Here is a 23,882-nt window from a genome sequence, read left to right on the forward strand (position 1 = left end):
TCGGGACCTCGATGGACCGGGCTCCGCGCTTGCCACGCCGGGGTCCTGACTGGCGTCAGGATGATGTGGGCCAATTGCTGAAGGGCGGGGATAAACCGCTGTCCTGGCCAGCGCCGCGCCCGTCATCATCACCCCAAAAACCAAATCCTGTCATCCCTGACGGATGCCCCGCGCATGCGGGGCGCAGATCAGGGACCCAGAACCACCAAGGTTAAATGACTCAGGCTCTGCGGGAAAAAGGCGGCCGACCGAACAGGCAGCGGCTCACCCGACGGGCGTCTGGGTCCCTGATCTCCGCCCGGACCGCTGACGCGTCCGGGCATCCGTCAGGGATGACAATTGGTGTTGGCTTGTGGGTATTTGGGTAGGCGGCGGGAAGTCGCCCCACACCCCACCGATTCACCCCTTGACTCTCCGCCCCCCTGACCGGAACATAAGCAGAACATTCAACAGAGGCCATGACATGCCAACTGCGCCGCGTGCCCGAACAGGGCGGCCGCAGCTCGAGGAGCTGCGACGCCAGATCCAGGCGATTGAAACGCCGATGACCGGTCCCGTCCTGACGGGGCAGGACGCGCTGGTGCTTGGCCAGAATGCGCTGGTGCTGTCGCCGGGCCTGCATGAGGTCTGCCCGGCGAGCTATCTCGACACGCCCGCCGCGCTGGCCTTCCAGATCGGCATGCTCGGCCAGGGTCTGGCCGAACAGGACAGGCTTCGCCCCGTGATCTGGGTGCGCCCGGCGGGCCAACGCGCCCATGATTTCGGCCGTCCCTATCCGCTCGCCCTGGCCCGTTGGGGGCTGGCGCCGGAACGGGTCCTGCTGGTCGAGGCGCGCGATGCGACCGACGTGCTGTGGGCAATGGAGGAAGGGCTCAATGCCGGTGCGCTGGTGATCGGCGAGATCGGGGCCTCGGCCCGCTATGATCTCACCGCCTCGCGCCGCCTGCACCGTTCGGCCCAGGCCGGAGGCGCGCGCGCGCTCGTCTTGCGCGGTCATCAAGATATCCAGCCCAGCGCGGCCCTGACCCGCTGGCGATTATCCGCCCTGCCGTCACCGGACCGGCCATGGCGCGGGGCGACAGGCCTGCCGGGATTGGGAGCGCCGCGCTTTTGCGCCGTGCTCGAACGGGTCCGGGGCGGCCCGCCGAAAACATTTGAGATCGAGTGGAAAAATGCGGCGTTTCATGTCCTTGAGCCTGCCGAGATGGCCCGTCGAACGGCGCAGCCTGCGCCCCAATTCGACCGCCTCGCCGTCTGATGCGCCCGGGCTCCCCTTCGCCCTGGTTCACACCTCAACCGGTGGCGAGCGGCTCTATGCCCTCAATCATGAGGCGGCGCGGCTGGGCTTGCGGCGTGGCCAGGCCCTGGCCGATGCCAAGGCGCTGGAACCGGGCCTGCGCATTGCGCCCTTCGCGCCCGATGCTGACCGGCGCCTGCTCGGTGCCTTTGCCCGCTGGTGCGGCCGCTGGTCACCCTGGACCGCGCCCGATCCCGGCGAACCGGGAGAGGATGGCGTGATGGTCGATATCTCCGGCTGTGCGCATCTGTTCGGCGGTGAGGAGGCACTGGTCAGCGCCGCCCTGCAGGCCGTGCGCGGTCAGGGCCTCACCGCCCATGCTGCCATCGCCCCGACCATCGGTCTCGCCTGGGGTCTGGCGCGCTTTCCGGCCCGGCGCGCGGCCACGGGCTGGCTGATCGCCCATGATGTGCCGGCCAGCCTGCATGCCCTGCCCGTCGAGGGCCTGCGCATTGGCGAAACGGCGGCGCGCCTGCGCCGCTTCGGGCTCAAACGCGTCGGCGATATTGCCGGCCTGCCGCGCGCCAATCTGGCGCGGCGTTTCGGCCCCGATCTGGTGCGCCGCCTCGACCAGGCCCGCGGCCAGGAAGACGAGACCCTCAATCCGCTGCAGCCGAAAACCCCGTTTCGCGCCCGCAGGCGCTTTGCCGAGGCCCTGCTCCTGCTGAAGGGGATCAAACAGGGTGTGCGCGAGACCGCCGAAACGCTGTGCGCCCATCTCGAGAGCGAGGGCCGCGGCCTGCGCCGGGCCGAGCTCAATCTTTTCCGCGTCGACGGCAAGATCCATCTCCTGATCATCGGCACCGCCGCCCCGGTCCGCGATGCGGCCCATATCGCCCGCCTGTTCAATGAAAAGCTCGACCGCGCCGAGATCGATATCGGCTTCGGCATCGATGTCATCGAACTCAATGCCACCGCTACTGCCCCCCTGTCGGGCCGGCAGTCCGGACTGACCGGTGATGCCAGCCTTGATGATAACCGCCTGGATGCCGAGGATTTCGCCCGCCTGACCGACCGGCTCAGCGTCCGCCTCGGCGAGGCCCGCGTCAAACGCGCCGCCCGCCGCGACAGCCATATCCCCGAACGCGCCGCCGGCTGGAGCGGCGAGGCCAATCCCGCCGGTGCCGCCCTGATGCTGCGCGAAGCGGGCGGCCAGCACGCCTTCCTGCTGACGCCGGAACGCCCCCTGCTCATCCTCGCCCGTCCGGAACCGGCCGAGGCCGTGGCCGAGATTCCCGACGGCCCGCCGCGCAGTTTCGTCTGGCGCCGCACCCGCCACCAGGTCCGCCAGGCCGAGGGGCCCGAACGCCTCGCCCCGGAATGGTGGCGCCCTGAAAGCCGCGCCAGCCCGAAGACGCGCGATTACTTTCGCATCGAGACAATCGAGGGCCGCCGCTTCTGGCTCTATCGCGACGGGCTCCACGGCCCGGAAACCCGTAACCCCCAATGGTTTGTCCACGGAGCATCATGATGGAAATGACCCAAGCAACTCTCACCGCCACCGAGATCGCCCGCCGTCATCGCAAGACCATGCCGCTGGCCGCCAGGATTCTCTGGCAACGCCTGCGCTCCGGCCGGATTGCCGGCCATAAATTCCGGCGCCAGCACCCGATCAGCGGCTATATCGTCGATTTCGCCTGTGTGCAGCACAAGCTGGTGATCGAGCTTGAGACCGGCCCACGCCCGACCGGCGAAGCGTTGCAGCGTGACCGCCGGCGCATGCTTGATCTGATGCATGAGGACTGGACCGTGTTGCGGCTGGCCGAGTCCGATATCTTCAACCGGCTCGAACAGGTGATCGCCACCATCGCCCGGCATCTGCCTGCGGAGTCCGGTCGCCAGACCGCAACCGCTCACGCCGGGCAGCACGTGTGACCGCATTCGCCGAGCTGGTTGCCGCCAGCAATTTCACCTTCCTGACCGGCTCCTCGCATGGCGATGAAATGGTCGCCCAGGCCGGGGCGCTTGGCCTGGCGGCAATCGGATTGGCGGATCGCAATTCCTTTGCCGGCGCGGTGCGCGGCCATCTCGCCGCGAAAGAGGCCGGGATCAAATTCCTCGTCGGGGTGAGGCTGGTCACGACATGCGGCTTCGAACTGGCCGCCTATCCCAGGCATCGCCACGCCTATGGCGCCCTGGCGCGCATGCTCACCGACGCCAATTTCCGCTCGAAAAAAGGGACATGCGAGCTGTGGCTGGAACAGATTGTCGAGGCCTCGAAGGACCAGGTCTTCATCCTGCTGCCGCCCGACCCGCCCTGCCCGGACTGGCAGGCCAGGGCGGCGGACTTCTGCGCCCGCTCAAGGGCCCGCCACGCCCTCGCCCTCACCCGCCGTTTCGACGGCCGCGATGGCGAGCGCCTGCACCAGCTCGATCAATGCGCCACCGAGCTCGGCCTCGACTGCATCGCCAGCAATGACGCGCTCTATCATGTGCCCGAGCGCAAGCCGTTGGCCGATGTGGTGGCCTGTATCCGCGAGCATGTGCGGATCAAACAGGCCGGATTTCTGGTCGCCGCCAATGCCGAACGCCACCTCAAACCGCCGGAGGAAATGGCGCGCCTGTTCCGCGGCTATGAGCACGCCGTCGCCAATACCGTCGCGCTCGCCGACAGCATTAATTTCAGCCTCGCGGAACTGGTCTATCAATATCCCAGCGAGGTCGTCGGCGATGATGAAACCCCGGCCCAGACCCTGCGCCGCCTGACGGCGGAAGGGCTGGAGCGGCGCTGGCCCGATGGCGCGCCGGACAAGATCCGCGCCGCCATCGCCCATGAACTCGAACTGATCGAAAGCCTCGATTTCCCGGCCTATTTCCTCACCGTCCACGATATCGTCCGCTTCGCACGCAGCCAGGGAATCCTGTGCCAGGGGCGCGGCTCGGCAGCCAATTCCGCCGTGTGTTTTGCCATCGGCATTACCGAGGTCGACCCGACCCTGATCGATCTTCTGTTCGAACGCTTCGTCTCGGCGGAACGTGGCGAGCCGCCCGATATCGATGTCGATTTCGAGCATGAGCGGCGCGAGGAGGTGATCCAGTATGTCTATGAGAAATATGGCCGCCGCCGCGCCGCCATGACCGCGACGGTGAATTGCTACCGGCCGCGCGGCGCCATTCGCGATGTCGGCAAGGTGTTCGGCCTGTCCGGCGATGTCATCTCGGCCCTGTCCAAGACGCTGTGGGGCTGGTCGACCGATGATCTCACCGATAACCGCATCCGCACCGAGCTCGGCCTCGACCCCGACACGCCCGATATCGCGATGACGCTGCACTATGCCCGCGAGCTGATGGGCTTTCCGCGCCATCTCTCCCAGCATCCCGGCGGTTTCGTGATGATGCAGGGCCGGCTCGACGAGATCGTGCCGCTGCACAATGCCGCCATGCCCGACCGCACGGTGCTCGAATGGGACAAGGAGGATATCGACGCGCTCGGCCTGATGAAGGTCGATGTGCTCGGCCTTGGCATGCTCACTTGCGTCGCCCGCGCCTTCGAGCTGATCGAGCGCCATTATGGCCGCTCCCTGACCATGGCTTCCGTGCCCCAGGCCGATAGCGCCGTCTATGACATGATCTGCAAGGCCGACACGGTCGGCGTCTTCCAGATCGAAAGCCGGGCCCAGATGACCATGCTGCCGCGCCTGCGGCCTCGCTGTTTCTATGATCTGGTGATCGAGGTCGCCATTGTCCGCCCCGGCCCGATCCAGGGCGATATGGTGCATCCCTATCTGCGCCGCCGCTCGGGGCAGGAAGCGGTGGAATACCCGTCAAAGGCGCTCGAGGAGGTGCTCGGCAAGACGCTCGGCGTGCCGCTCTTCCAGGAACAGGCGATGCGGATCGCCATCGTCGCCGCCGGTTTCACGCCGGCCGAATCCGACCAGCTGCGCCGCTCCATGGCCGCCTTCCGGCGCTCCGGCTCGATCCATGAAATGGGCGAGAAACTGGTGAAGGGCATGATCGCCAAGGGTTATGAGCCCGACTTCGCAGAGCGCTGTTTCAAACAGCTCGAAGGCTTCGGCGAATACGGTTTCCCGGAAAGCCATGCCGCCAGCTTCGCCCTGATCGTCTATGTCTCCTGCTGGCTGAAGCACTACTACCCGGATGTCTTCGCCGCCGCGATCCTCAATTCCCAGCCAATGGGATTCTACGCCCCGGCGCAACTGGTCCGCGATGCGCGCCAGCACGGCGTCGAGGTCAGACCGCCCGACATCAATCATTCCGACTGGGACTGCACGCTGGAGCCGGCCAGATCGGGCCCTCACTTCGCGCTGCGCCTCGGCCTGCGTCAGATCAAGGGCCTGCGCGAAGCGTCAGCCGCGCGCCTGATCGCGGCGCGCAATGCGGGCGGGCCCTTCACCAGCGTGCCCGATCTGGCCCGCCGGTCACGCCTCGATCGCGCCACCATGGACCGGCTCGCCAATGCCGACGCCTTCGGCTCCATCGCGCTGGACCGCCGCCAGGCCGGCTGGACCGCCCTCGCCCAGGCCGGCAAGCCCCTGCCCCTGTTCGAGCATGCCGATGAATACGGCCATGAGGTTGCCATTGCCCTGCCGCAGATGAGCGCCGGCGAGGAGGTCGCCCGGGATTACGCGGCGCTGCGGCTCTCGCTGAAGGCGCATCCGATGAGCTTTTTCCGGCCTGAACTGGAGGAGAGCGGCCATGTCCGCGCCGACCAGCTGGTCGATATGCGCGATGGCCGCTGGGTGACGCTGGCCGGCCTGGTGCTGGTGCGCCAGCGCCCCGGCTCGGCCTCGGGCGTCATCTTCGCGACGCTGGAGGATGAGAGCGGAGTGGCCAATATCATCGTCTGGCCGAAATGCTTCGAACGCCACCGCAAGATCGTGATGCGCTCCAAACTGATGAGCGTCACCGGGCGGCTGCAAAAGGAGGGCGAGGTGATCCACATCATCGCCAGCCGCATCACCGACCATAGCTGGCACCTCGCCGCGCTGGCCGATGGCGAGGAATTCTCGGAAGCGCTGGCCCACGCCGACGAAATCGCCCGCCCGCAAGATGACCCCCGCCTGATCGGGATCTATCGCCGCGTCATGCAGGGGGAAAGGCTGGAGGATGTGCTGCCGAAGAGCCGGGATTTTCATTGAGGTGCACGCGCTTGCATTGAGGCGCCTGTTTCAGAGATATTCAGGCCATGTCCCGACCGCCTCACAACACAGCCACCAACCGACACGCTTCCCCCGCCGGCCTGACACAGGCTGCATGGGCCGGGTTCTTGTATTTTTCCGCTATTTTCGCGCTTGGTTTCGGGTTTGGCGTTTTGCGCACGCTCGCTCTCGAAGCCTTCCCGAAGCTGACCCGGCTGGGCGCGGTCCTGGTGGAAATCCCGGTCATCCTCGCCCTTGCCTGGATGGTCTGCGGCGTTCTCGTAGCCCGCTTGCCGCTCACCGGTGGCGAGCGTTCGGCGGTCGTGATGGGCGCATTCGCACTGGCGCTGCTGCTGGCGGCCGAGGCAGGGCTTTCAGTGGGGCTGAATGGCTTGAGCCTGCAAGAGCATTTGGCCCTCTACCGCCAGCCCAGCCATGGCATCGGGCTGGCGGGGCAGTGCATCTTTGCGATCCTCCCCTGGGTTCGGATCCGGTACTTCAGCCCTCCGGCGCGCCGTTTGCAAACAAAACCCTAACACGCCGGACCTGTTGCGAAGCGGGTCAAGCCGTTGCAGATTGGGAGTTGTCATGAGCGAGCCGCAAACCCTGAGCGAAGACGAAGCCCACGCCATGCGCCTGTTATGGGATCGTGGCGGTGCCTCGGTATCGGAACTGGCCCGGGCGAGCCGGCTGCCGGCGAGTGCGACGCTGTCCATCCTGCAGCGCCTGCGCCGCAAGGGTGCGGTCGAGCGCCAGCAGCGCGGCCGTGATATCCGCTATCTGCCGCGCCTCAATCGCCAGACGGCAGCGACACACACGCTCGGCCGGCTGCTGGCCGAGCCAGCGGGTGATGATCGCAATAATCTCGGTGTCGTGGTGCTGCGCGAAAGCGATATCGACCCGCAGGACTGGGCCGATCTGCAGGCGGAAATCGCGGCCAGGGCGGCCGGGAAATCCACCCGCTAAATCAGTTTATTGCGCCAGGAAAGCCCGGACATCGGCAACGGTGCGCGCCGGATCTTCCTCGTGCAGGATATGGCCGAGATCGTCATAGATGATCAGTTCGGCCTGCGGCAGATCGCCGGCGATGCGGCTGGCCTGCTCCACCGGGATCATCACATCACGTCCGCCCCACAGCACCAGGGCCGGCGCCTCGACCCGCGCCAGATCGGCACTCGGGTCCGGCAGGGTGAAGACTTCCAGCCGCTCGACCAGGGCCTGGCCGACGCCGGGTGTCTGCATCAGGGCGTGGACGCGGCCGGGCAGGGCCGGGTCCATGCGGGTGACATCGCCGAACAGGCCGGCGGAGGCGGCGGCAATCATCGCTTCGGGCGCGCTGGTGAGATAGAAGCTCACGCCCATCGGCACGGCGACCGGCTCTTCGGTGACGCCATTGATGGAATAGGCACCCGGCGCGACCAGCACGAGGCGGTCAACCAGGTCGGGGCGCTCGGCGGCGAGGCGCCAGGAGACCAGACCGCCGAGGGAATTGCCCGCCAGTGTGACATGGTCGAGGCCGAGCTCATCGAGCAGATTGCCGAGGAATTCAACGGTCTGCGGTACGGAATAGCGTTGCTGCGGATCGGGGCCGGTCAGGCCATGGCCGGGCAGGTCCATGCGGATGATGCGGTAGTCCGCGCTGAGGTCTGCGGCCCAGCCATCCCAGCTTTCCAGTGAATAGGAAAATCCGTGCACCATGACGATAACCGGCGCATCGGCCGGTCCCTCGCTGCGCACGCGCGCCATGACGCCGTCGACATCGACCAGGCGGTCGGCATCGCTCCAGTAGGGCGAGTCCAGGCGCGCTTCGGTATCGAGCGGGGCCTCGGCGCCGGGGCGGGTCAACATCCAGACCAGCGCGCCGATAACGACAAGGGCGGCCAGGGCGAGAAGCGCAAGCACGGAACGGGGCATGGGGTTTCCTTCAGGTCAAAACAAAACGGCCGGCGTCCCCTGATGCTCAGGAAGCGCCGGCCGGTCAAGTTCGGCAGGAACGGACGGGGGAGGTTCCCGTCCGTTCTCGTCCGTGTGCCTAGTAGCGGTAGGCCAGCGTTGCCGTGATGGTACGTGGATTACCGTAATAACCGACCAGGGTGCCCGAGGTGCCAAGCTCAGGTGCATAGGTCGAGTTGTTGACGAAGTCATAGCCGGAGACCCGGTATTGCTCGTCGGTCAGGTTGCGGCCGTGCAGGCCGAGCTGCCAGGCGCCGTTTTCGCTGTCCCAGACCACCGAAGCGTTCCAGAGCGCATAGGCTTCCTGATCAAGCGCCGGGAAAGGAATCTCGAACTGGCTCGAGTCGCCGCGGTAGGAAACCGTGGCCGAGGCGTTCAGATCACCACCAGCGAAGGGTGCCATATAGCCCAGCGTCGCGCTGAGGGTGGCTTCCGGCGTGTTCTGGATCACGACGTCATTGGAGATATCGACACCAAAGGCATTGATGAACTCGTCATAATTGCCGTCCAGGATACCCAGTGCCCAGGCGAAGTTCAGGCTGTCGCCGCCGGTGAAGACGTCGCTGCCCAGATCCACATTGCCTTCATACTCGATACCCGTGATCGTCGCGGCACCGGCATTGGTGGTCACGCCAGTGAAGGTGTCGTTGATGCCGTCAGCATCGGTATCGATGCCGACCGAACCGGGAACCTGGATGTCGGTATAATCCATGTGGAACAGTGCGACGGCGTGGCTGTAGCTGCCGCCCTGGTATTTCCAGCCGAGTTCAAAGCTGTCGACCGTTTCAGGATCGAAGGCCATGAATTCGAAGACTTCGTCGGCCGTAACCGTGCCGCTGAGATCGAAATCCGGGGTGCCGGTGGTCTGCGCCCGCGGATCGAAACCGCCGCCTTTGAAGCCCTGGGTGTAGGTGAAGTAGAAATTGTTCGAGCTGCTCGGCTGCCAGGCGACCGAAACCGTCGGGCTGAAGTCATCCCAGGAATTGGTGCCGAGGAAGTCGGAGGTGGTGGCAATCGGGAAGCCGGCGCCGCCGAAAAACTCCGAGAAGCCGCCGAGATAGGTCCGGCGAAGGACGCGCGACGTGCGCTCGTCTTCCGTATAGCGACCGCCGAGGGTCAGGCTGACCGTATCGGTGAGATCATAGGTGAAGTTGGCGAACACCGACCAGGTGCTGGTGTCGACATCACCAAAGGTCTGGGCGTTGAGGCCGGTCAGGACGGTGTCGAGCAGAACGTCGAACACGGTCGTGGCGTTGGCATCAAGCGAGTAGTAGCCGATCACACCGGCGAGGCGATCGCCTTCATACAGGACCTGGAATTCCTCGGAGGTCTGTTCATTGGTGTAGATCGCCGGAACGTCCAGATCGCCTTCGGGAAGATTGTCGAAATCGATCGGGGTCGTTGAATCATCCTGACGCTGGGACAGGATATTCCGGATGGTCCAGTTTTCGTTGATGTTCCACTCGGCGGTCAGGGCGAGGCCATCGCTCTCGACGCTCTGGGCGACGACATCAAGACCGGCGCGGGTGTCGAACACATTGTCCAGCACGCCGTAATGGGCCGGATAGCCGGGTGCACTCGGGATCAGACGGTGACCGCCGCGGGCATTGGAGGTGTCTTCGACATTGTCATAGGCGAGACGGAAGAACAGATCAGGAGTTGGCTCCCATTCTGCGCTGACGCGATAGCCGAGCACGTCCTTGTTATAGTTCTCGTCGCCATTGGTCAGGTTGGTACCGAAACCGTCGCGCTGGAGATTGGCAACTGCCGCACCCATGCGGAAGGTGTCGCCCATTGGCAGGCTGCCGGAGACGATCTCGTCGAGCTGGCCGTAGGAGCCGACATTCACACGAGCCGTCAGGCTTGGCGCATCGGGATCAAGGCGGCGGGTGACGTATTTGATCGCGCCACCGATGGTGTTGCGGCCATAGAGCGTACCTTGTGGGCCACGCAGCACTTCGATGCGCTCAACATCATAGATGTCGAGAACAGCGGCCTGCGGGCGGTTGAGGTAGACGTCATCGACATAGATGCCGACACCGGCTTCAAAACCGGCGACCGGATCCTGCTGACCAACGCCGCGGATGAAGGCGGTGAGGGTCGAATTGGTGCCGCGCGACGCTTCGAGCGTCACGTTTGGCGTCGTTTCAGCGACGGCCAGGATGTCGACAGCGCCCATGGCTTCGAGTTGTTCGCCGGAATAGGCGGTCACGGCCAAAGGCACGTCCTGCAACGATTCCTCGCGGCGGCGGGCGGTGACGGTGATCACGTCCTGGCTGGCGGTGTCGCCGGCCTGCTGGGCATGAACCGGAGCGGCGATCAGCATGGTGGAGGCGATGGTGCTGAGCAGAAGCGCCGACCGGGTTAGTTTCTGGTTGGATTTCATGATTGGATTCCCTCGATATTATGGTTGTTGACCGCCGGCGCCTGGGTGCGACTGGCGAATTGTGCGACCGCTCTTGCGAACTCTTCCGGTTCTTCCAGATGCGGAGCATGTCCCGATTGCGCGAAGGCGATGGTTTGCGCATCGGGTAGAGTCTTGACGAGATACCGGCTCGTCTCCGGGCCGTAGGCTTCACTGCGCGCGCCAGATGTGACGAGCGTCGGCAAGTTCATTGCGGGCAGGGCCTCGCGCAGATCCTGACTGGCCATTGAGAGCCAGAGATCTGCCATGGCATCGCCATCGCGCCGGCTGAGCCGGTGGACGATGTCTTCAACCATTTCCGGTTCGCGGGCCGCACGGCCACGCGCAAACATGCGCGGCGCAAAGGCGGCCGCATAGGCCGGCCAGTCGCTGCGCATCGCTTCGATGGCGCGGCTGCTGCCGGCGATATCCATTCCGGTCGCCATGCCCAGGGCCCAGCTCTCGGTGTTCAGAATACGGGGGCTCATGTCCTCGATGACCAGACCGGCAAAGCGGGCATGGCCGTAGCGGACGAACATCTGCCACAGAACGGTGGCGCCCATCGACCAGCCGAGCGCGACGATATTCTCAAGGTCGAGCGTCTCGACGAGCGTCTGGAGGTCACTGGCCAGCAAATCGATATTCAGCGGCGCCCGCCCGGCAGGCGTCGCGCCGTGCGCACGCAGGTCGGGAATGACGATGCGGAAATCCTGGCCGAGATGCGCGACAAGGGAGTCGAAGAAATCGCCGGATGCGGCCCAGCCATGCACGAGCAGCAGAACAGGACCGGTCCCGAGATCGCGATAATGCATGACGGAGCCGTCGCTCATGCAGCATGACTGCATGCCCGGCACTTCGCCATCGACACTATCTGACCTGACATTCAGCACTGTGCAGATCTCTCCCGGATATATCGCTCGCCCTGGCATTTGTGCCATGTTGCGTTATCGGCAATTTTGTGAAAACTGAATCATATGTCAACTTCACTTTCTTCCACGCCCTCGAAAAGTCCCAAGACCGCACGCGGCGAACGGACGCGAAATCGGCTGCTGGATGCGGCCGAGGAATCCTTCGGCGAGAACGGATTTCACTCGTCCTCGATCGGCGATATCACGCGCCGCGCCTCTGTCGCGCTCGGGACGTTTTACGTTTATTTTGACTCAAAGGATGAGATATTCCGGGCACTTGTCGCACATATGGGCGACATGACCCGGAGCTGGATCGCGGAGCGCGTCAAGGGGTCGACCGATCGTCTCGATGCCGAGCACAAGGGCCTGGTCGCCTACATCGAATTCGCCCGCTCCCACCCCAATCTCTACCGCATCATTGAGGAGGCACAATTCGTCGCCCCTGATGCATACAAGGCACACTATGACAGTTTCGCCGACCGCTATCGCCGCAATCTCGAAGAGGCGGCCGAGCGTGGCGAGATCAGTGATGGCGATCACGAAACCCGCGCCTGGGCCCTGATCGGCATGAGCGTTTTCCTCGGCCTGCGCTTCGGCATCTGGGAACCGTCGCGCAGCGCCGACGAGATCGCACGCGCGGCCTCCAACCTGATTACCCGGGGGCTGGCACCATGACCGCTTCGACCGGGCAATCCGAAATTCTGGTCACGCGCGAGGCTGGCGTGCTGCGGCTGACGCTCAACCGGCCCGGCCGGGGCAACAGCCTGACGCCCGGCCTGCTCGCCGCCCTGAGCGAGGCCCTCGCCGGGGCGGACAATGCCCGGGCCGTGGTCATCACCGGCGCCGGCACCAGCTTCTCCAGCGGCGGCGATGTCGCAGCCATCCGGCAGAACAGCGACAGCCCCGACCGCCTGCAGACCTATTGCGAAGCCCTGGTGGGCGGCCTCAACCAGGCCCTGCTGCAGATCCGCGCCCTGCCCTGCCCCGTGATTGCTGTGGTCAACGGACCGGTCACCGGCGGGTCGCTGGGTCTGATGCTGGCCGCCGACCTCTCGGTGATGGCGCGAACGGCATTCATTCAGCCCTATTACGTCAAGATGGGCTTCGCCCCCGATGGCGGCTGGACCGCACTCCTGCCCGACCGGATCGGCCGCGCCCGGACCGCCGGCTGGATCGCGCTCGACACGCGCGTTAGCGCCGAAGCGGCGCTGGAAATGGGTCTCACCGACCGCATTGCCGATGCGGCTGCGCTCGAGGCGACCCTCGCGGAAATGCTGGGCGAGCTCGAAGCACATGATGCCAGCGTGGTCGCCGTCAGCCGCCAGCTGCTCGACCGCCAGGCCGGCCCGGCGGGCCTGGCCGACCGCCTCGAGGCCGAACGCCTTGCCTTCCTGGCGCAGATCGCACGGCCGGAAACACGGGTCCGCATGGATCGTTTCCTCAACACATCCCGCGCCGCACGAGCCGTCGGAGCGCGCCCATGAATTCACTCCTCGACATCACCGCCCGGCGCGCCCGCATCGCCCCGGAAGCCGTCGCCTTCCACGTGGTGCAGACCGGCGAATCCGTCAGCTATCGTGCGCTGGAGCGCCGCAGCGCCCGGGCCGCGAGCCTGCTCGAATCCCGTGGTGTATCGCCCGGTGACCGGGTCACCATTCTGTGCCGCAACCGCGTCGAATTCTTCGAGACCCTGTTTGCCTGCGCCAAGCTCGGCGCGATTCTGGTGCCGCTCAACTGGCGCATGCCGGTGGGCGAACTGGTCCAGCTGATCGAGGATTGCAGGCCGGTCCTGATGATCACCGGCGAGGAAGACCGCGAGACGGCGCACGCCACAGCCCGCGACCTGCAATTGCCCGTGCTCGACTTCGATGACGGGTATGAGGCGCTGCGCGATGGCGCCGCCCGGCATCCGGGCCGGCCGTCCTGGCCATCGCAGGAATGCTGGTATCTGATCTACACCTCCGGCACGACCGGCAAGCCCAAGGGCGTCATCCAGACCTATGGCATGGCCCTGGTCAATGCGATCAATATCGGCCAGGCGATCGGTCTGCGCGGAACGGATTCCACGCTGAACTTCCTGCCGCTCTTCCACACCGCCGGGATCAATCTGCACACCCTGCCGGTGCTGTTCGGCGGCGGCACGGTGCACATCCTGCCCGGCTTCGAGGCCGGTCCGATGCTCGAACTGATCAATGCCGGCGCGCTGGACGTTTTCATCGGCGTGCCCGCTGTCTATCGCGAGCTGACCCTGCACCCTGATTTCGCCCGCACCGATCTGACGCGCCTGCGTCACTGGGCCTGTGGCGGCGCGCCTCTGCCCGACATACTGGTCGAGACCTTCGCCGCGCGCGGCGCCGTGGTCTGCAACGGCTTCGGCATGACCGAGACCGGCCCCACCGCCTTCCTCGTCGACGAGGCGCATGCGCTGGAGAAGATCGGCTCGGTGGGCAAGACGCAGATCCTGGTCGAGGCGCGAATTGCCGGACCCGACGGCGAAGTCCTCGCCGCAGGCGAAACCGGTGAAATCCAGTTTCACGGCCCCGGCCTGACGCCAGGCTATTGGGAACGCCCCAAAGAGACGGCCGAGCTTTTCACCCCCGATGGCTGGCTGAAGAGCGGCGATCTCGGGCGGTTTGACGACGAGGGCTATTGCTTCGTCGCCGGCCGTATCAAGGAGATGTATATTTCCGGCGGCGAGAACGTCTATCCGGCCGAAGTCGAGAACGTGCTGGCCGACCATCCCGAAGTGCAGGATGCCGCAGTGACCGGCGTGCCCGACGAGAAGTGGGGCGAGGTCGGCTGTGCCCACATTATCCTGCGCGCCGGCTCGGACTGCGACGCCGCCGCCCTGACCAGCTGGTGCCGTGAGCGGCTGGCCGCCTACAAGGTGCCGCGCCACATACTGTTCGCCCGCGACTTCCCGCGCACCGCCGCCGGGAAGGTCCAGAAACACCTCCTGCCAGACCCGGTGCCGCCACAATGAACCAGACTGCCTCGCTGAACCGTACATTCTCCCAGGCCGATTTCGATGCCTTCGCGGCGCTCTCCGGAGACGACAATCCGATCCATGTCGATCCGGAATTCGCTGCCGGCACGCGCTTTGGCCAGACGGTCGCCCATGGCGCGCTGCTCTGCGCCGTGCTGCGTGGCCTGGTCGAGGAGCTTGTGCCCGGCGGCCGGCAGATCAGCCAGTCGACACAATATCCGGCGCCCTCGCCGGCGGACGTCCCGCTGCGCTTTGACGCCGAGACCATCGCCGTCGAAGACGGGGTCGCCACCATCCGGCTCCAGGTGATGCGCCTTTCAGACATGAGGATTACCTGCAGCGGACAGACCGAGGTCAGACCATGACGAACACCGCAAACCCGGGTCTGGCACTGGGCATGTCCACCGAGACCACGCGCCTCTTCACCGCCGCCGACATCGAGGCCCTGCACGCCGTTTCCGGCGCACCTGCGACGCGGACCGCCGTGCCCGAAGCCCTGGTCAACGGGATGTTTTCCTTCCTGCTGGGTGTCGACCTGCCCGGTCAGGGGACGAATTATCTCAAGCAGGAAACCGAATTCCTGCAGCCGGCCCCCATCGGTGAACCGCTGACGGCGCGCGTGGAAATCACCCGCCTGCGGCCGGAGAAACACCTTGTGGACCTGGCTACCACATGCCGCACGAGCGATGGCACGCCGATCGCCCGCGGCCGTGCCCTGGTGCTGGCGCGCGATGTCGCCGGCGCCTTCACCTGAGCCACACAACTTTCGATTTGCATTTACCTTTGCAGTTTCCTGTGGAAACTGCCGGTCATGTCAGCTCTGCGCAAATCAGCCTCAGTGCCCGTCCCCGGACAGGACATCATCATTGTCGGCGGCGGCCATAACGGGCTCGTCTGCGCCGCCTATCTGGCCAAGGCCGGACTGAAGGTCACCGTGCTGGAGCGCCGGCACGTGCTCGGCGGCGCCGCGGTGACCGAGGAGTTCCACCCCGGCTTCCGCAATTCCGTCGCCGCCTACACCGTCTCGCTGCTGAACCCGAAAGTGATCGCCGATCTCGACCTGCACCGGCACGGGCTGAAAATCGTCGAGCGCAAGCTGGGCAATTTCCTGCCGCGCGAGGACGGCTATCTTCTGGCCGGCGAAGGGGTGACGAAGGCGCAGGTCGCCAAATACTCGCAGCGTGATGCGGAGCGGCTGCAGGACTATGAGGCCCGACTGGAGATCATCGCTGACACGCTGCGCGCCCTCGTCCTGAAAACACCGCCCAATCTGCGCGAGGGCGGCTGGGCCGGCGCGATGCCGGAATTGTTCAAGGCGCTCAATCTGGGTGGCAAGCTCGGCGCCCTCGACCTTACCGCCAAGCGCGATCTGCTCGACCTGTTTTCCAAGTCGGCCGGCGACTGGCTCGATGGCTGGTTCGAGAGCGAACCGGTCAAGGCCCTGTTCGGCTTCGACAGCATTGTCGGCAATTATGCCAGCCCCTACACGCCCGGCAGTGCCTATGTGTTGCTGCATCACGTCTTCGGCGATGTGAACGGCAAGAAGGGCGTTTGGGGCCACGCGATTGGCGGGATGGGCGCGATCACCCAGGCCATGGCGGCCTCATGCCGTGAACGCGGCGTCGAGCTGCGCACCGATACGGCCGTGAAGGAAATTCTCACCGACGGACATGCCGCCCAGGGCGTGCTGCTGGAGTCCGGCGAGGTGCTTTACGCCCGCGCCATTGTTTCCAATCTCAATCCGAAACTCCTGTTCGGCTCCATGATCGACGCCGCCGTCCTGCCGGAGGATTTTCGCGAGCGCATCACCCAGTACAAATGCGGCTCCGGGACGTTCCGGATGAATGTCGCCCTGTCGGAGCTGCCCAGTTTCACCTGCCTGCCCGGGCCCGGCGATCATCTCTCCGCCGGCATCATCATGGCGCCCTCGCTCGACTATATGGATCGCGCCTGGAGCGATGCGCGCCGCGATGGCTGGTCGCGCGAACCGATCATCGAGATGCTGATCCCCTCAACCCAGGACGATACGCTGGCCCCGCCGGGCCAGCACGTCGCCAGCCTGTTCTGCCAGCATGTCGCGCCGGTGCTGTCAGGTGGCCGCAGCTGGGATGATCACCGCGAGGAAGTCGCGGACCTGATGATCGAGACGGTGGATAAATGGGCGCCGGGCTTCAAGGCCTCGGTGCTGGGCCGGCAGGCGCTCTCGCCGCTCGACCTGGAGAGGACATTCGGCCTCACCGGCGGCGATATCTTCCACGGCGCGCTGAGCCTGGACCAGCTCTTCTCCGCGCGGCCCGTCCTGGGCCATGCCGATCATCGCAGCCCGGTGGCCGGGCTTTATCAATGCGGATCGGGAACGCATCCGGGCGGCGGGGTTACCGGCGCGCCCGGACACAATGCGGCACGTGAAATCCTGAAGGACTTCAAACGGCACTGATCGCTGATCAGGCCTTGCTGGCTTTCTCGCGCTCGATCGCCTCGAGGATCAGCTCGCGGGCACGGGCGGCATCGCCCCAGCCTTCGACCTTGACCCATTTGTGGGGCTCGAGATCCTTGTAGTGTTCGAAGAAGTGCGTGATGCGCATGATCAGCGGCTTCTGCACGTCCGAATAATCCAGGATGTCATCGTAGAACGGCGTCAGCTTGTGGTGCGGGGCGCAGAGGATTTTCTCGTCCAGCCCGCTCTCGTCTTCCATCAGCAGAACGCCGATCGGACGGGCGCGAACCACACAGCCCGGCATCAGGGTCGTCTGACCGAGCACCATGACATCGATCGGGTCGCCATCTTCCGACAGGGTGTGCGGCATGAAGCCGTAATTGCACGGATAGCTCATCGGCGTGTGCAGGAAACGGTCGACGAAGACGGTGCCCGCCTCCTTGTCCATTTCATACTTCACCGGCTGGCCGCCAACCGGGACCTCGATGATGACATTGATATCTTCTGGCGGGTTCACACCCGAGGCGATCTTTTCGATCCGCATATTCGTGCTCCAGTCGGCGGGGATTTGGCGATCTCATACGCTGATATGCACGGCGAACCAATCCCGTGCTGCACCGCAACACGGGATTTCACATCAAGCGAGCCGCGTCGCCGGCTCGTCGGTCTCCACAGGCGTCTCGCGCCGCACGACTTCCTCGCCCCGGATATGGACGAAATGCTCGCGTTCAACGGCCCAGTCGGCCAACAGGCGCTTCGCCCGGGCCGAGCCGGTGTGCCGCGCATGCTTCTCGATCAGTTCCCGGCAGCGGGTTTCAGCGCTGGCTGACATGGCGAGCGCAACCACCGTATCGGTGTTGAGGCGCGCATCGAGGCGGCGTTCCGGGTCGTGCACAAAGACATCGCCGCCCGTCATGCCGGCCGCGAAATTATCGCCGACCGGGCCGATGATCACGGCGACACCCCCGGTCATGTACTCACAGCCATTGGCGCCGCAGCCCTCGATCACCGTCAGGGCGCCGGAATTGCGCACGGCAAAGCGCTGGCCGGCCTGTCCGGCAGCAAACAGCCGTCCGGAGGTCGCGCCGTAAAGGCAGGTATTGCCGACGATCGCACTGCCCGTGGTCTGGTCGCGCGATCCGCCGAACGGACGCACGATGATCGTCGCGCCGGACAGGCCCTTGCCGACATAGTCATTGGCATCGCCGTCGAGCTCGATCCGCAGGCCGCTGGTCGCGAAGGCGCCGAGCGACTGGCCCGCCGAGCCGCGCAGTTTCAGCGTCAGATAATCCTCGGCCAGGCCGGTGCCGCCGAACACGCGGATGATCTCCGACGAGGTCCGCGTACCCACGGCGCGGTCGGTGTTGCGCACCGCATAGTCGAGCTGCATCTTCTCGGCGCGGGCAAAGACCGGTGCCGCATCGACAATGATCTGCTCGTCCAGGCTTGGCGCGACCGGATTGCGCTGCTCGCGGGTCGAGCGCGCCGGGCGTTCGGCCGCATCGGCGCGGGCCATGATGGCGCTGAGGTCGAGATCGTCGAGTGCCTCGGAACCGCGCGAGACCTGGTCGAGCAGATCGGTGCGCCCGATCACGTCTTCCAGGTCTTTCGCGCCCAAGCCCGCGAGGATTTCGCGCACATCCTGGGCCAGGAAGGTCATCAGATTGACGACATGATCCGGCGCGCCGCCAAAGCGGAGCCGCAGATCATCATCCTGGGTACAGATGCCGACCGGACAGGTGTTGGAATGGCATTGGCGCACCATCAGACAGCCCAGCGCCAGCAATGAGGCCGTGCCGATACCGAATTCCTCGGCCCCGAGCATGGCCGCAATGACGATATCGCGCCCGGTACGCATGCCGCCATCGGCGCGCAGGGTGATGCGTTCGCGCAGACCGTTGAGCGAGAGCATCTGGTGTGCCTCGGCGAGACCGAGTTCGAGCGGGCCACCGGCAAACTTGATCGACGACAGCGAGGCCGCACCGGTGCCGCCGACACTGCCGGAGATATTGATGATGTCGGCATTGGCCTTGGCGACGCCGGCCGCAACCGCGCCGACCCCGGCCGAGGCGACCAGCTTGACGCCGACCCGGGCGCGCGGATTGATCTGCTTGAGATCATAGATCAGCTGCGCCAGATCCTCGATCGAATAGATATCATGGTGTGGCGGCGGCGAGATCAGCGACACGCCCGGTGTGGCCAGGCGCATCTTTGCGATGAAATCGGTCACCTTGAAGCCGGGCAATTGCCCGCCCTCGCCGGGCTTGGCACCCTGGGCGACCTTGATCTCGATCTCGCGGCACTGGTTGAGATATTCCGCCGTGACCCCGAAGCGGCCCGAGGCGATCTGCTTGATCGCCGAATTCATGTTGTCGCCATTGGGCATCGCCGTATAGCGACGCGGATCCTCGCCACCTTCACCGGAGACGGATTTGGCGCCGATGCGGTTCATGGCCACGTTCAACGCCCCGTGCGCTTCCGGGGACAGCGCCCCCAGCGACATGCCGGGCGTCACGAAACGGCGGCGGATCCCGTTGATCGACTCAACGGTGCCGACCGGAATTTTCGGCCCGAGCGGCCGGATATCGAGCAGATCGCGCAGCTGGATCGCGCCCTGCCCGGCCAGCGCGTCGCGATAGCGCGCCCAGGCGGCGGGGTCATTGTGTTTGACCGCCTGCTGCAGCTCGGTGATCGTCGTGGCGGTGACGGCATGACGGTCGCCGGTCGAGCGCTGGCGGTAGAACCCGCCCACCGGCAGGCGGGCATCGCCGCGCCAGGCGGTGGTGTGCAGATCGACCGTGCGGGCTTCCAGCCCGGGCAGGCCGAGACCGGAAATCCGGCTCACCACGCCGGGCAGATAGGCTTCCACCAGCGCCCGCGACAAGCCGAGAACCTCGAAATTGCAGCCGCCGCGATAGGAGGAGATGATCGAGATGCCCATTTTCGAAATGATCTTGAGCAGGCCGCCATCGAGCGCGAGCTTGAGATGCTTGGCCCGGCTGCGCGCAGCCTGGTCATCACCCGGATGATCGCGATGGGCGGTGATCGTCTCGAAGGCGAGATAAGGATTGACCGTGGTCGCGCCGAGCCCGATCAGCACGGCGGCATAATGGGGATCGAAACACTCGGCCGAACGCACATTGATCGAGCAGGCATTGCGCAGGCCCTGGCGGGTCAGGCGCGAATGCACGGCACCGGCGACGAGGATCATGGGCAGGGCACAATGGTTTTCGTCGGAATTGTGATCGGTGAGCACCAGATGCGCCGCACCATCGCGCACGGCATAGATGGCCGCCTCGATCACCCGGTCGATCGCCGCGCCGAGGGCGAGCCCGTCGCCGGTGGCTTCCCCAACCGGCAGCAGGCAATCGATTTCCTTGACCGCCCCGCCCATCATCTCACGCCAGCGCGCATAGGCGCCATTGGTCAGGATCGGGCTGTCGAGCACCAGGACATTGGCCCGGGTCTCGCCCTGGGCCAGGATATTGCCGAGATTGCGGAAACGCGTCTTCAGCCCCATCACGCGGCCCTCGCGCAGGGAATCGATCGGCGGATTGGTGACCTGGGCAAAGGTCTGACGGAAGAAGTGTGACAGGGGCCGGTAGGTTTCCGACAGCACGGCGAGCGGCGTGTCATCGCCCATCGAGCCGACCGCCTCCTTGCCGTCCTCGGCCATGGAATTGATCACCAGCTCGATTGCCTCGAAGCTGAACCCGGCCGCCGCCTGGCGCCGCAGGCGTTGATCGGCGGTGTATTCGACCGGCTCCGGCCCGATACCGATGGCCGGTTCGATATCCTCGACCTCACCGAGCCAGCGCTGATAGGGATGGGTCTCGCTGAGCGTGTCGAGAATCTCGTGCTCGCGGTAAAAGCGCCCCTCCTCGAGATCGAGCGCGATCAGTCGGCCCGGCGTGATGCCGCCGCGCTCGACGACGCGCTCCGGCGCGATCGGGGCCATGCCGGTTTCCGAGCCGGCGACCAGCAATCCGTCATCGGTGATCGCATAGCGCATCGGGCGCAGACCATTGCGGTCGAGCCCGGCAATCGCCCAGCGGCCATCAAAGGCCGCAATCGCGGCCGGCCCGTCCCAGGGCTCCATCACCGAATTGAAATACTCATACATCGCGCTCCAGCCATCGGGCATGACATCGGCGCGCTTGGACCAGGCTTCCGGGATCAGCAGCGTCTTGGTCATCGGCGCATTGCGACCGGCGCGGACGAGGATTTCGAACACCTGGTCGAGCGCGGCTGAATCGGAAGCGCCGGGCTGGATCACCGGTTTCACATCCTGTTGCGCATCGGCAAAGGCGGTCTCGGCGATGTGGGCCTCGTGGCTCTTCATCCAGTTGGTATTGCCGCGGATCGTATTGATCTCGCCATTATGGGCGAGCATGCGGAAGGGTTGGGCCAGGCGCCATTCCGGGAAAGTGTTGGTCGAATAGCGTTGATGGAAGATCGCGAAGGGCGAGATGAAGCGCTCGTCCTTCAGATCAATATAGAAGGAGTCGATATCCTCGGCGCGGAACAGCCCCTTGTAGATGATGTCATGCGGCGAGAGCGAACAGATATAGAGCTCGCGCAGATTCTCCTCGCGGGCGCGGCGCTCGATGCGGCGCCGGATGATGTAGAGCGTATGGGCCACGGTGGCCGCGTCGCGGCCGCGGGGATCGCGGAACAGGACCTGCTCGATTTCCGGCAGGGTCGAGCGCGCCTTGGTCCCCAGCACGGCCGTATTCGTCGGCGTCTGGCGCCAGCCGTAAAAGCTGAAACCCTGGCCGAGGATCTCCGCCTCGATAATGGCGCGGGCGCGTTCGCGGGCGGCGAAATCCGTGCGCGGCAGAAACACCATGCCGACGATCACATCACCGCGTTCCGGCTCGTGACCGGTGCGGGCAACGGCCGCCTTGAAGAAGTCCTGCGGCACGCCAAGACGCAAGCCGGCGCCATCGCCGGTGCGGCCATCGGCATCGACAGCGCCGCGGTGCCAGACGGATTTGAGCGCGTCGATCGCCAGTTCGACAATCTCGCGGCGCGGCTTGCCCTTCATGTCGGCGATCAGGCCGACACCACAGGCATCGCGTTCATCCTCGGACCGGTAGAGACCGGACGATTCAAGCAGTTCCAGCCCTGCGCGGTGCCGGGATTCAGACCAGTTGGTGTGTGTCATTCGGCGGCTCCGAGCACGGCGAGGCGATTGTCCAGATAGCTTTCGATCGAGCGGGCGGCATCGAGCCCGTCGCGAATGGCCCAGACAACGAGGGAGGCTCCGCGCTGGATGTCGCCGGCGACGAAAACGCCGTTGAGGCTCGTCATGCTCGAGTCGGGATCGGACTCAACCGTGCCCCAGTCGGTGAGGTTCAGTTCCGGCGCCTCGAAGCTCTGGCGCAGATCCTCGGGCTGAAAGCCGAGCGCGGAGATGACCATGTCGGCGGGCAGATCGACCGTCTTGCCAGGCTCGGCCTCGGGCAGGCGCCGGCCGGAGGCATCGGGATCGCCCAGCCGCATGCGCTGGACCCGGACGCCGGTGACGTCCTCACCCTGGGTGAGAATTGCAAGCGGAGCAGAGAGCCATTCGAACACGACGCCCTCTTCCTCGGCATGGCGCACTTCGCGGGCCGAACCGGGCATGTTGGCGCGGTCGCGGCGATAGAGGCAGGTCACCGAGCGCGCCTTCTGGCGGATGGCGGTGCGGACACAGTCCATCGCAGTGTCGCCGCCACCGATCACGATCACGTCCTTGCCCTCGGCCGACAGGCGCTCATTGGCAGCCTGCGGATCGCCGAGCCCGTCACGATTGGACCGGATCAGGTAATCGAGCGCCTGGACAACATCCTCGCCGGCGCCGGGGCAGACCAGTTTGCGTGCTGCATAGACGCCGGTGGCGATCAAGACTGCATCATGCTGCGAGCGCAGGACATCCAGCGAGGCGTCGCGTCCGATCTCGAAATTGAGCCGGAACTGCACGCCGCCCCTGGCGAGACGGTCCAGCCGGCGCTGGACCACGCTCTTGTCGAGCTTGAAGCCGGGAATGCCATACATCAGCAGACCGCCGGCGCGATCGGCGCGCTCATAGACCGTGACCTCGCAGCCCGCCTCGCGCAGCCGTTCCGCAGCCGCCAGTCCGGCGGGCCCGGATCCGATGACGCCCACACTTTGTCCGCGCGGCGCACCGGGACGGATCGGGGGCACCCAGCCCTCATCCCAGGCCGTATCGGTGATGTATTGCTCGACGCTGCCGATCGTGACGGCGCCATGACCGGATTTCTCGACCACGCAACTGCCTTCACAAAGGCGGTCCTGCGGGCAGATGCGGCCACAGATCTCCGGCATGGTCGATGTCGCCGCGGAAACCTCATAGGCCTCACGCAAGCGCCCGGTCCCGGCCAGCATCAGCCAGTCGGGGATATTGTTCTGCAAGGGGCAACCCGATTGGCAGAACGGAATGCCGCATTGCGAACAACGCGAAGCCTGCGCCGCGACTTCGAGAACATCAACAGGTTGATAAATCTCGAGAAAGTCATTTCGGCGTTCCGCTTCCGGGCGCTTGCCCGGATATGCCTGATCGATGTCCACAAATCGCAGCAAAGGCTTTCCTCTAATCGTTCACACTCTTCTGCAGTGCAGCACACCCGGGCCTCGCACTCAAGGGCGGCGCCGAGTCTCGCTCGGAAAGAATGTACCAAAATTTGCCGTTGATTGGTATTTTTTTGTCTTATGGACTGGTTGAGACCCAAGTGTAGAGACTTTTTAGCCAAGTTTTTCGCTGTCGAAAATTGCTGCAGCGCGGCATAATCGGGT

The 23,882-nt window shown here is 65.3% G+C and carries 18 protein-coding genes; 12 read left to right on the top strand and 6 right to left on the bottom strand.

Annotated elements, in window-relative coordinates; all coding sequences use genetic code 11:
• The first annotated feature begins 544 nt into the window (after nt 1-544).
• From ACN0YF_RS08755 to ACN0YF_RS08780, 6 genes are read left to right on the top strand one after another with little or no spacing between them, the layout of a single operon-like run.
• Nucleotides 545-1,258: an ImuA family protein gene (locus ACN0YF_RS08755; protein ID WP_417494086.1), complete on the top strand. Its 714-nt coding sequence runs from the start codon at nt 545-547 to the stop codon at nt 1,256-1,258.
• Nucleotides 1,191-2,768, top strand: a complete 1,578-nt coding sequence (locus ACN0YF_RS08760; protein ID WP_417494087.1) for a DUF6504 family protein — start codon at nt 1,191-1,193, stop codon at nt 2,766-2,768. The genes ACN0YF_RS08755 and ACN0YF_RS08760 overlap by 68 nt, the downstream gene beginning before the upstream one ends.
• A 5-nt stretch (nt 2,769-2,773) precedes the next feature.
• The gene (locus tag ACN0YF_RS08765; protein ID WP_417494088.1) at nt 2,774-3,172 is read left to right on the top strand and encodes an endonuclease domain-containing protein; all 399 of its coding nucleotides are present in this window, start codon (nt 2,774-2,776) and stop codon (nt 3,170-3,172) included.
• Entirely contained in the window at nt 3,169-6,396 is a 3,228-nt protein-coding gene (locus ACN0YF_RS08770) for an error-prone DNA polymerase (RefSeq protein WP_417494089.1), read from the top strand. Before ACN0YF_RS08765 ends, ACN0YF_RS08770 begins: the two co-directional genes overlap by 4 nt.
• Before the next feature lie 47 nt (nt 6,397-6,443).
• Nucleotides 6,444-6,932, top strand: coding sequence for a hypothetical protein (locus ACN0YF_RS08775; RefSeq protein ID WP_417494090.1), 489 nt, complete (start codon nt 6,444-6,446; stop codon nt 6,930-6,932).
• Nucleotides 6,933-6,984: 52 nt separating this feature from the next.
• Nucleotides 6,985-7,362 (top strand): BlaI/MecI/CopY family transcriptional regulator, encoded by a 378-nt coding sequence (locus ACN0YF_RS08780; RefSeq protein WP_417494091.1) that lies wholly within the window; start codon nt 6,985-6,987, stop codon nt 7,360-7,362.
• 6 nt (nt 7,363-7,368) lie between these two features.
• On the opposite strand, the gene ACN0YF_RS08785 is transcribed toward ACN0YF_RS08780, so the two are convergent.
• The 3 genes from ACN0YF_RS08785 to ACN0YF_RS08795 form a co-directional block, all read right to left on the bottom strand.
• The gene (locus tag ACN0YF_RS08785; RefSeq protein WP_417494092.1) at nt 7,369-8,310 is read right to left on the bottom strand and encodes an alpha/beta fold hydrolase; all 942 of its coding nucleotides are present in this window, start codon (nt 8,308-8,310) and stop codon (nt 7,369-7,371) included.
• Nucleotides 8,311-8,428: 118 nt separating this feature from the next.
• Entirely contained in the window at nt 8,429-10,735 is a 2,307-nt protein-coding gene (locus ACN0YF_RS08790) for a TonB-dependent receptor (protein WP_417494093.1), read from the bottom strand.
• Nucleotides 10,732-11,583 (bottom strand): alpha/beta fold hydrolase, encoded by an 852-nt coding sequence (locus ACN0YF_RS08795; protein WP_417494094.1) that lies wholly within the window; start codon nt 11,581-11,583, stop codon nt 10,732-10,734. The genes ACN0YF_RS08790 and ACN0YF_RS08795 overlap by 4 nt, the downstream gene beginning before the upstream one ends.
• 144 nt (nt 11,584-11,727) lie before the next feature.
• On the opposite strand from ACN0YF_RS08795, the gene ACN0YF_RS08800 reads away from it, so the two are divergent.
• From ACN0YF_RS08800 to ACN0YF_RS08825, 6 genes are read left to right on the top strand one after another with little or no spacing between them, the layout of a single operon-like run.
• Nucleotides 11,728-12,336 (top strand): TetR/AcrR family transcriptional regulator, encoded by a 609-nt coding sequence (locus ACN0YF_RS08800; RefSeq protein ID WP_417482958.1) that lies wholly within the window; start codon nt 11,728-11,730, stop codon nt 12,334-12,336.
• Nucleotides 12,333-13,145 carry an enoyl-CoA hydratase/isomerase family protein gene (locus ACN0YF_RS08805; RefSeq protein ID WP_417494095.1) on the top strand — a complete coding sequence of 271 codons (813 nt, stop codon included), beginning with the start codon at nt 12,333-12,335 and terminating at the stop codon, nt 13,143-13,145. The genes ACN0YF_RS08800 and ACN0YF_RS08805 overlap by 4 nt, the downstream gene beginning before the upstream one ends.
• The gene (locus ACN0YF_RS08810; protein WP_417494096.1) at nt 13,142-14,644 is read left to right on the top strand and encodes an AMP-binding protein; all 1,503 of its coding nucleotides are present in this window, start codon (nt 13,142-13,144) and stop codon (nt 14,642-14,644) included. Before ACN0YF_RS08805 ends, ACN0YF_RS08810 begins: the two co-directional genes overlap by 4 nt.
• The gene (locus ACN0YF_RS08815; RefSeq protein WP_417494097.1) at nt 14,641-15,012 is read left to right on the top strand and encodes a MaoC/PaaZ C-terminal domain-containing protein; all 372 of its coding nucleotides are present in this window, start codon (nt 14,641-14,643) and stop codon (nt 15,010-15,012) included. The genes ACN0YF_RS08810 and ACN0YF_RS08815 overlap by 4 nt, the downstream gene beginning before the upstream one ends.
• The gene (locus ACN0YF_RS08820) at nt 15,009-15,401 is read left to right on the top strand and encodes a phosphate acetyltransferase (RefSeq protein WP_417494098.1); all 393 of its coding nucleotides are present in this window, start codon (nt 15,009-15,011) and stop codon (nt 15,399-15,401) included. Before ACN0YF_RS08815 ends, ACN0YF_RS08820 begins: the two co-directional genes overlap by 4 nt.
• Nucleotides 15,402-15,458: 57 nt before the next feature.
• On the top strand, nt 15,459-17,084 hold the full coding sequence (locus ACN0YF_RS08825) for a phytoene desaturase family protein (protein WP_417494099.1): 1,626 nt from the start codon (nt 15,459-15,461) through the stop codon (nt 17,082-17,084).
• Nucleotides 17,085-17,091: 7 nt separating this feature from the next.
• On the opposite strand, the gene ppa is transcribed toward ACN0YF_RS08825, so the two are convergent.
• The 3 genes from ppa to ACN0YF_RS08840 form a co-directional block, all read right to left on the bottom strand.
• The gene (ppa, locus tag ACN0YF_RS08830) at nt 17,092-17,628 is read right to left on the bottom strand and encodes an inorganic diphosphatase (RefSeq protein ID WP_417494100.1); all 537 of its coding nucleotides are present in this window, start codon (nt 17,626-17,628) and stop codon (nt 17,092-17,094) included.
• Between the two features lie 93 nt (nt 17,629-17,721).
• Complete coding sequence (gene gltB / locus ACN0YF_RS08835; RefSeq protein WP_417494101.1) at nt 17,722-22,251, bottom strand: glutamate synthase large subunit; 4,530 nt, start codon at nt 22,249-22,251, stop codon at nt 17,722-17,724.
• Nucleotides 22,248-23,657 (bottom strand): NAD(P)-dependent oxidoreductase, encoded by a 1,410-nt coding sequence (locus ACN0YF_RS08840; RefSeq protein ID WP_417494102.1) that lies wholly within the window; start codon nt 23,655-23,657, stop codon nt 22,248-22,250. Before ACN0YF_RS08840 ends, gltB begins: the two co-directional genes overlap by 4 nt.
• Nucleotides 23,658-23,882 lie beyond the last annotated feature (225 nt).

Origin of the sequence: Maricaulis sp. (genome assembly GCF_048270265.1) — a bacterium.
Taxonomy (GTDB): Bacteria; Pseudomonadota; Alphaproteobacteria; order Caulobacterales; family Maricaulaceae; genus Maricaulis.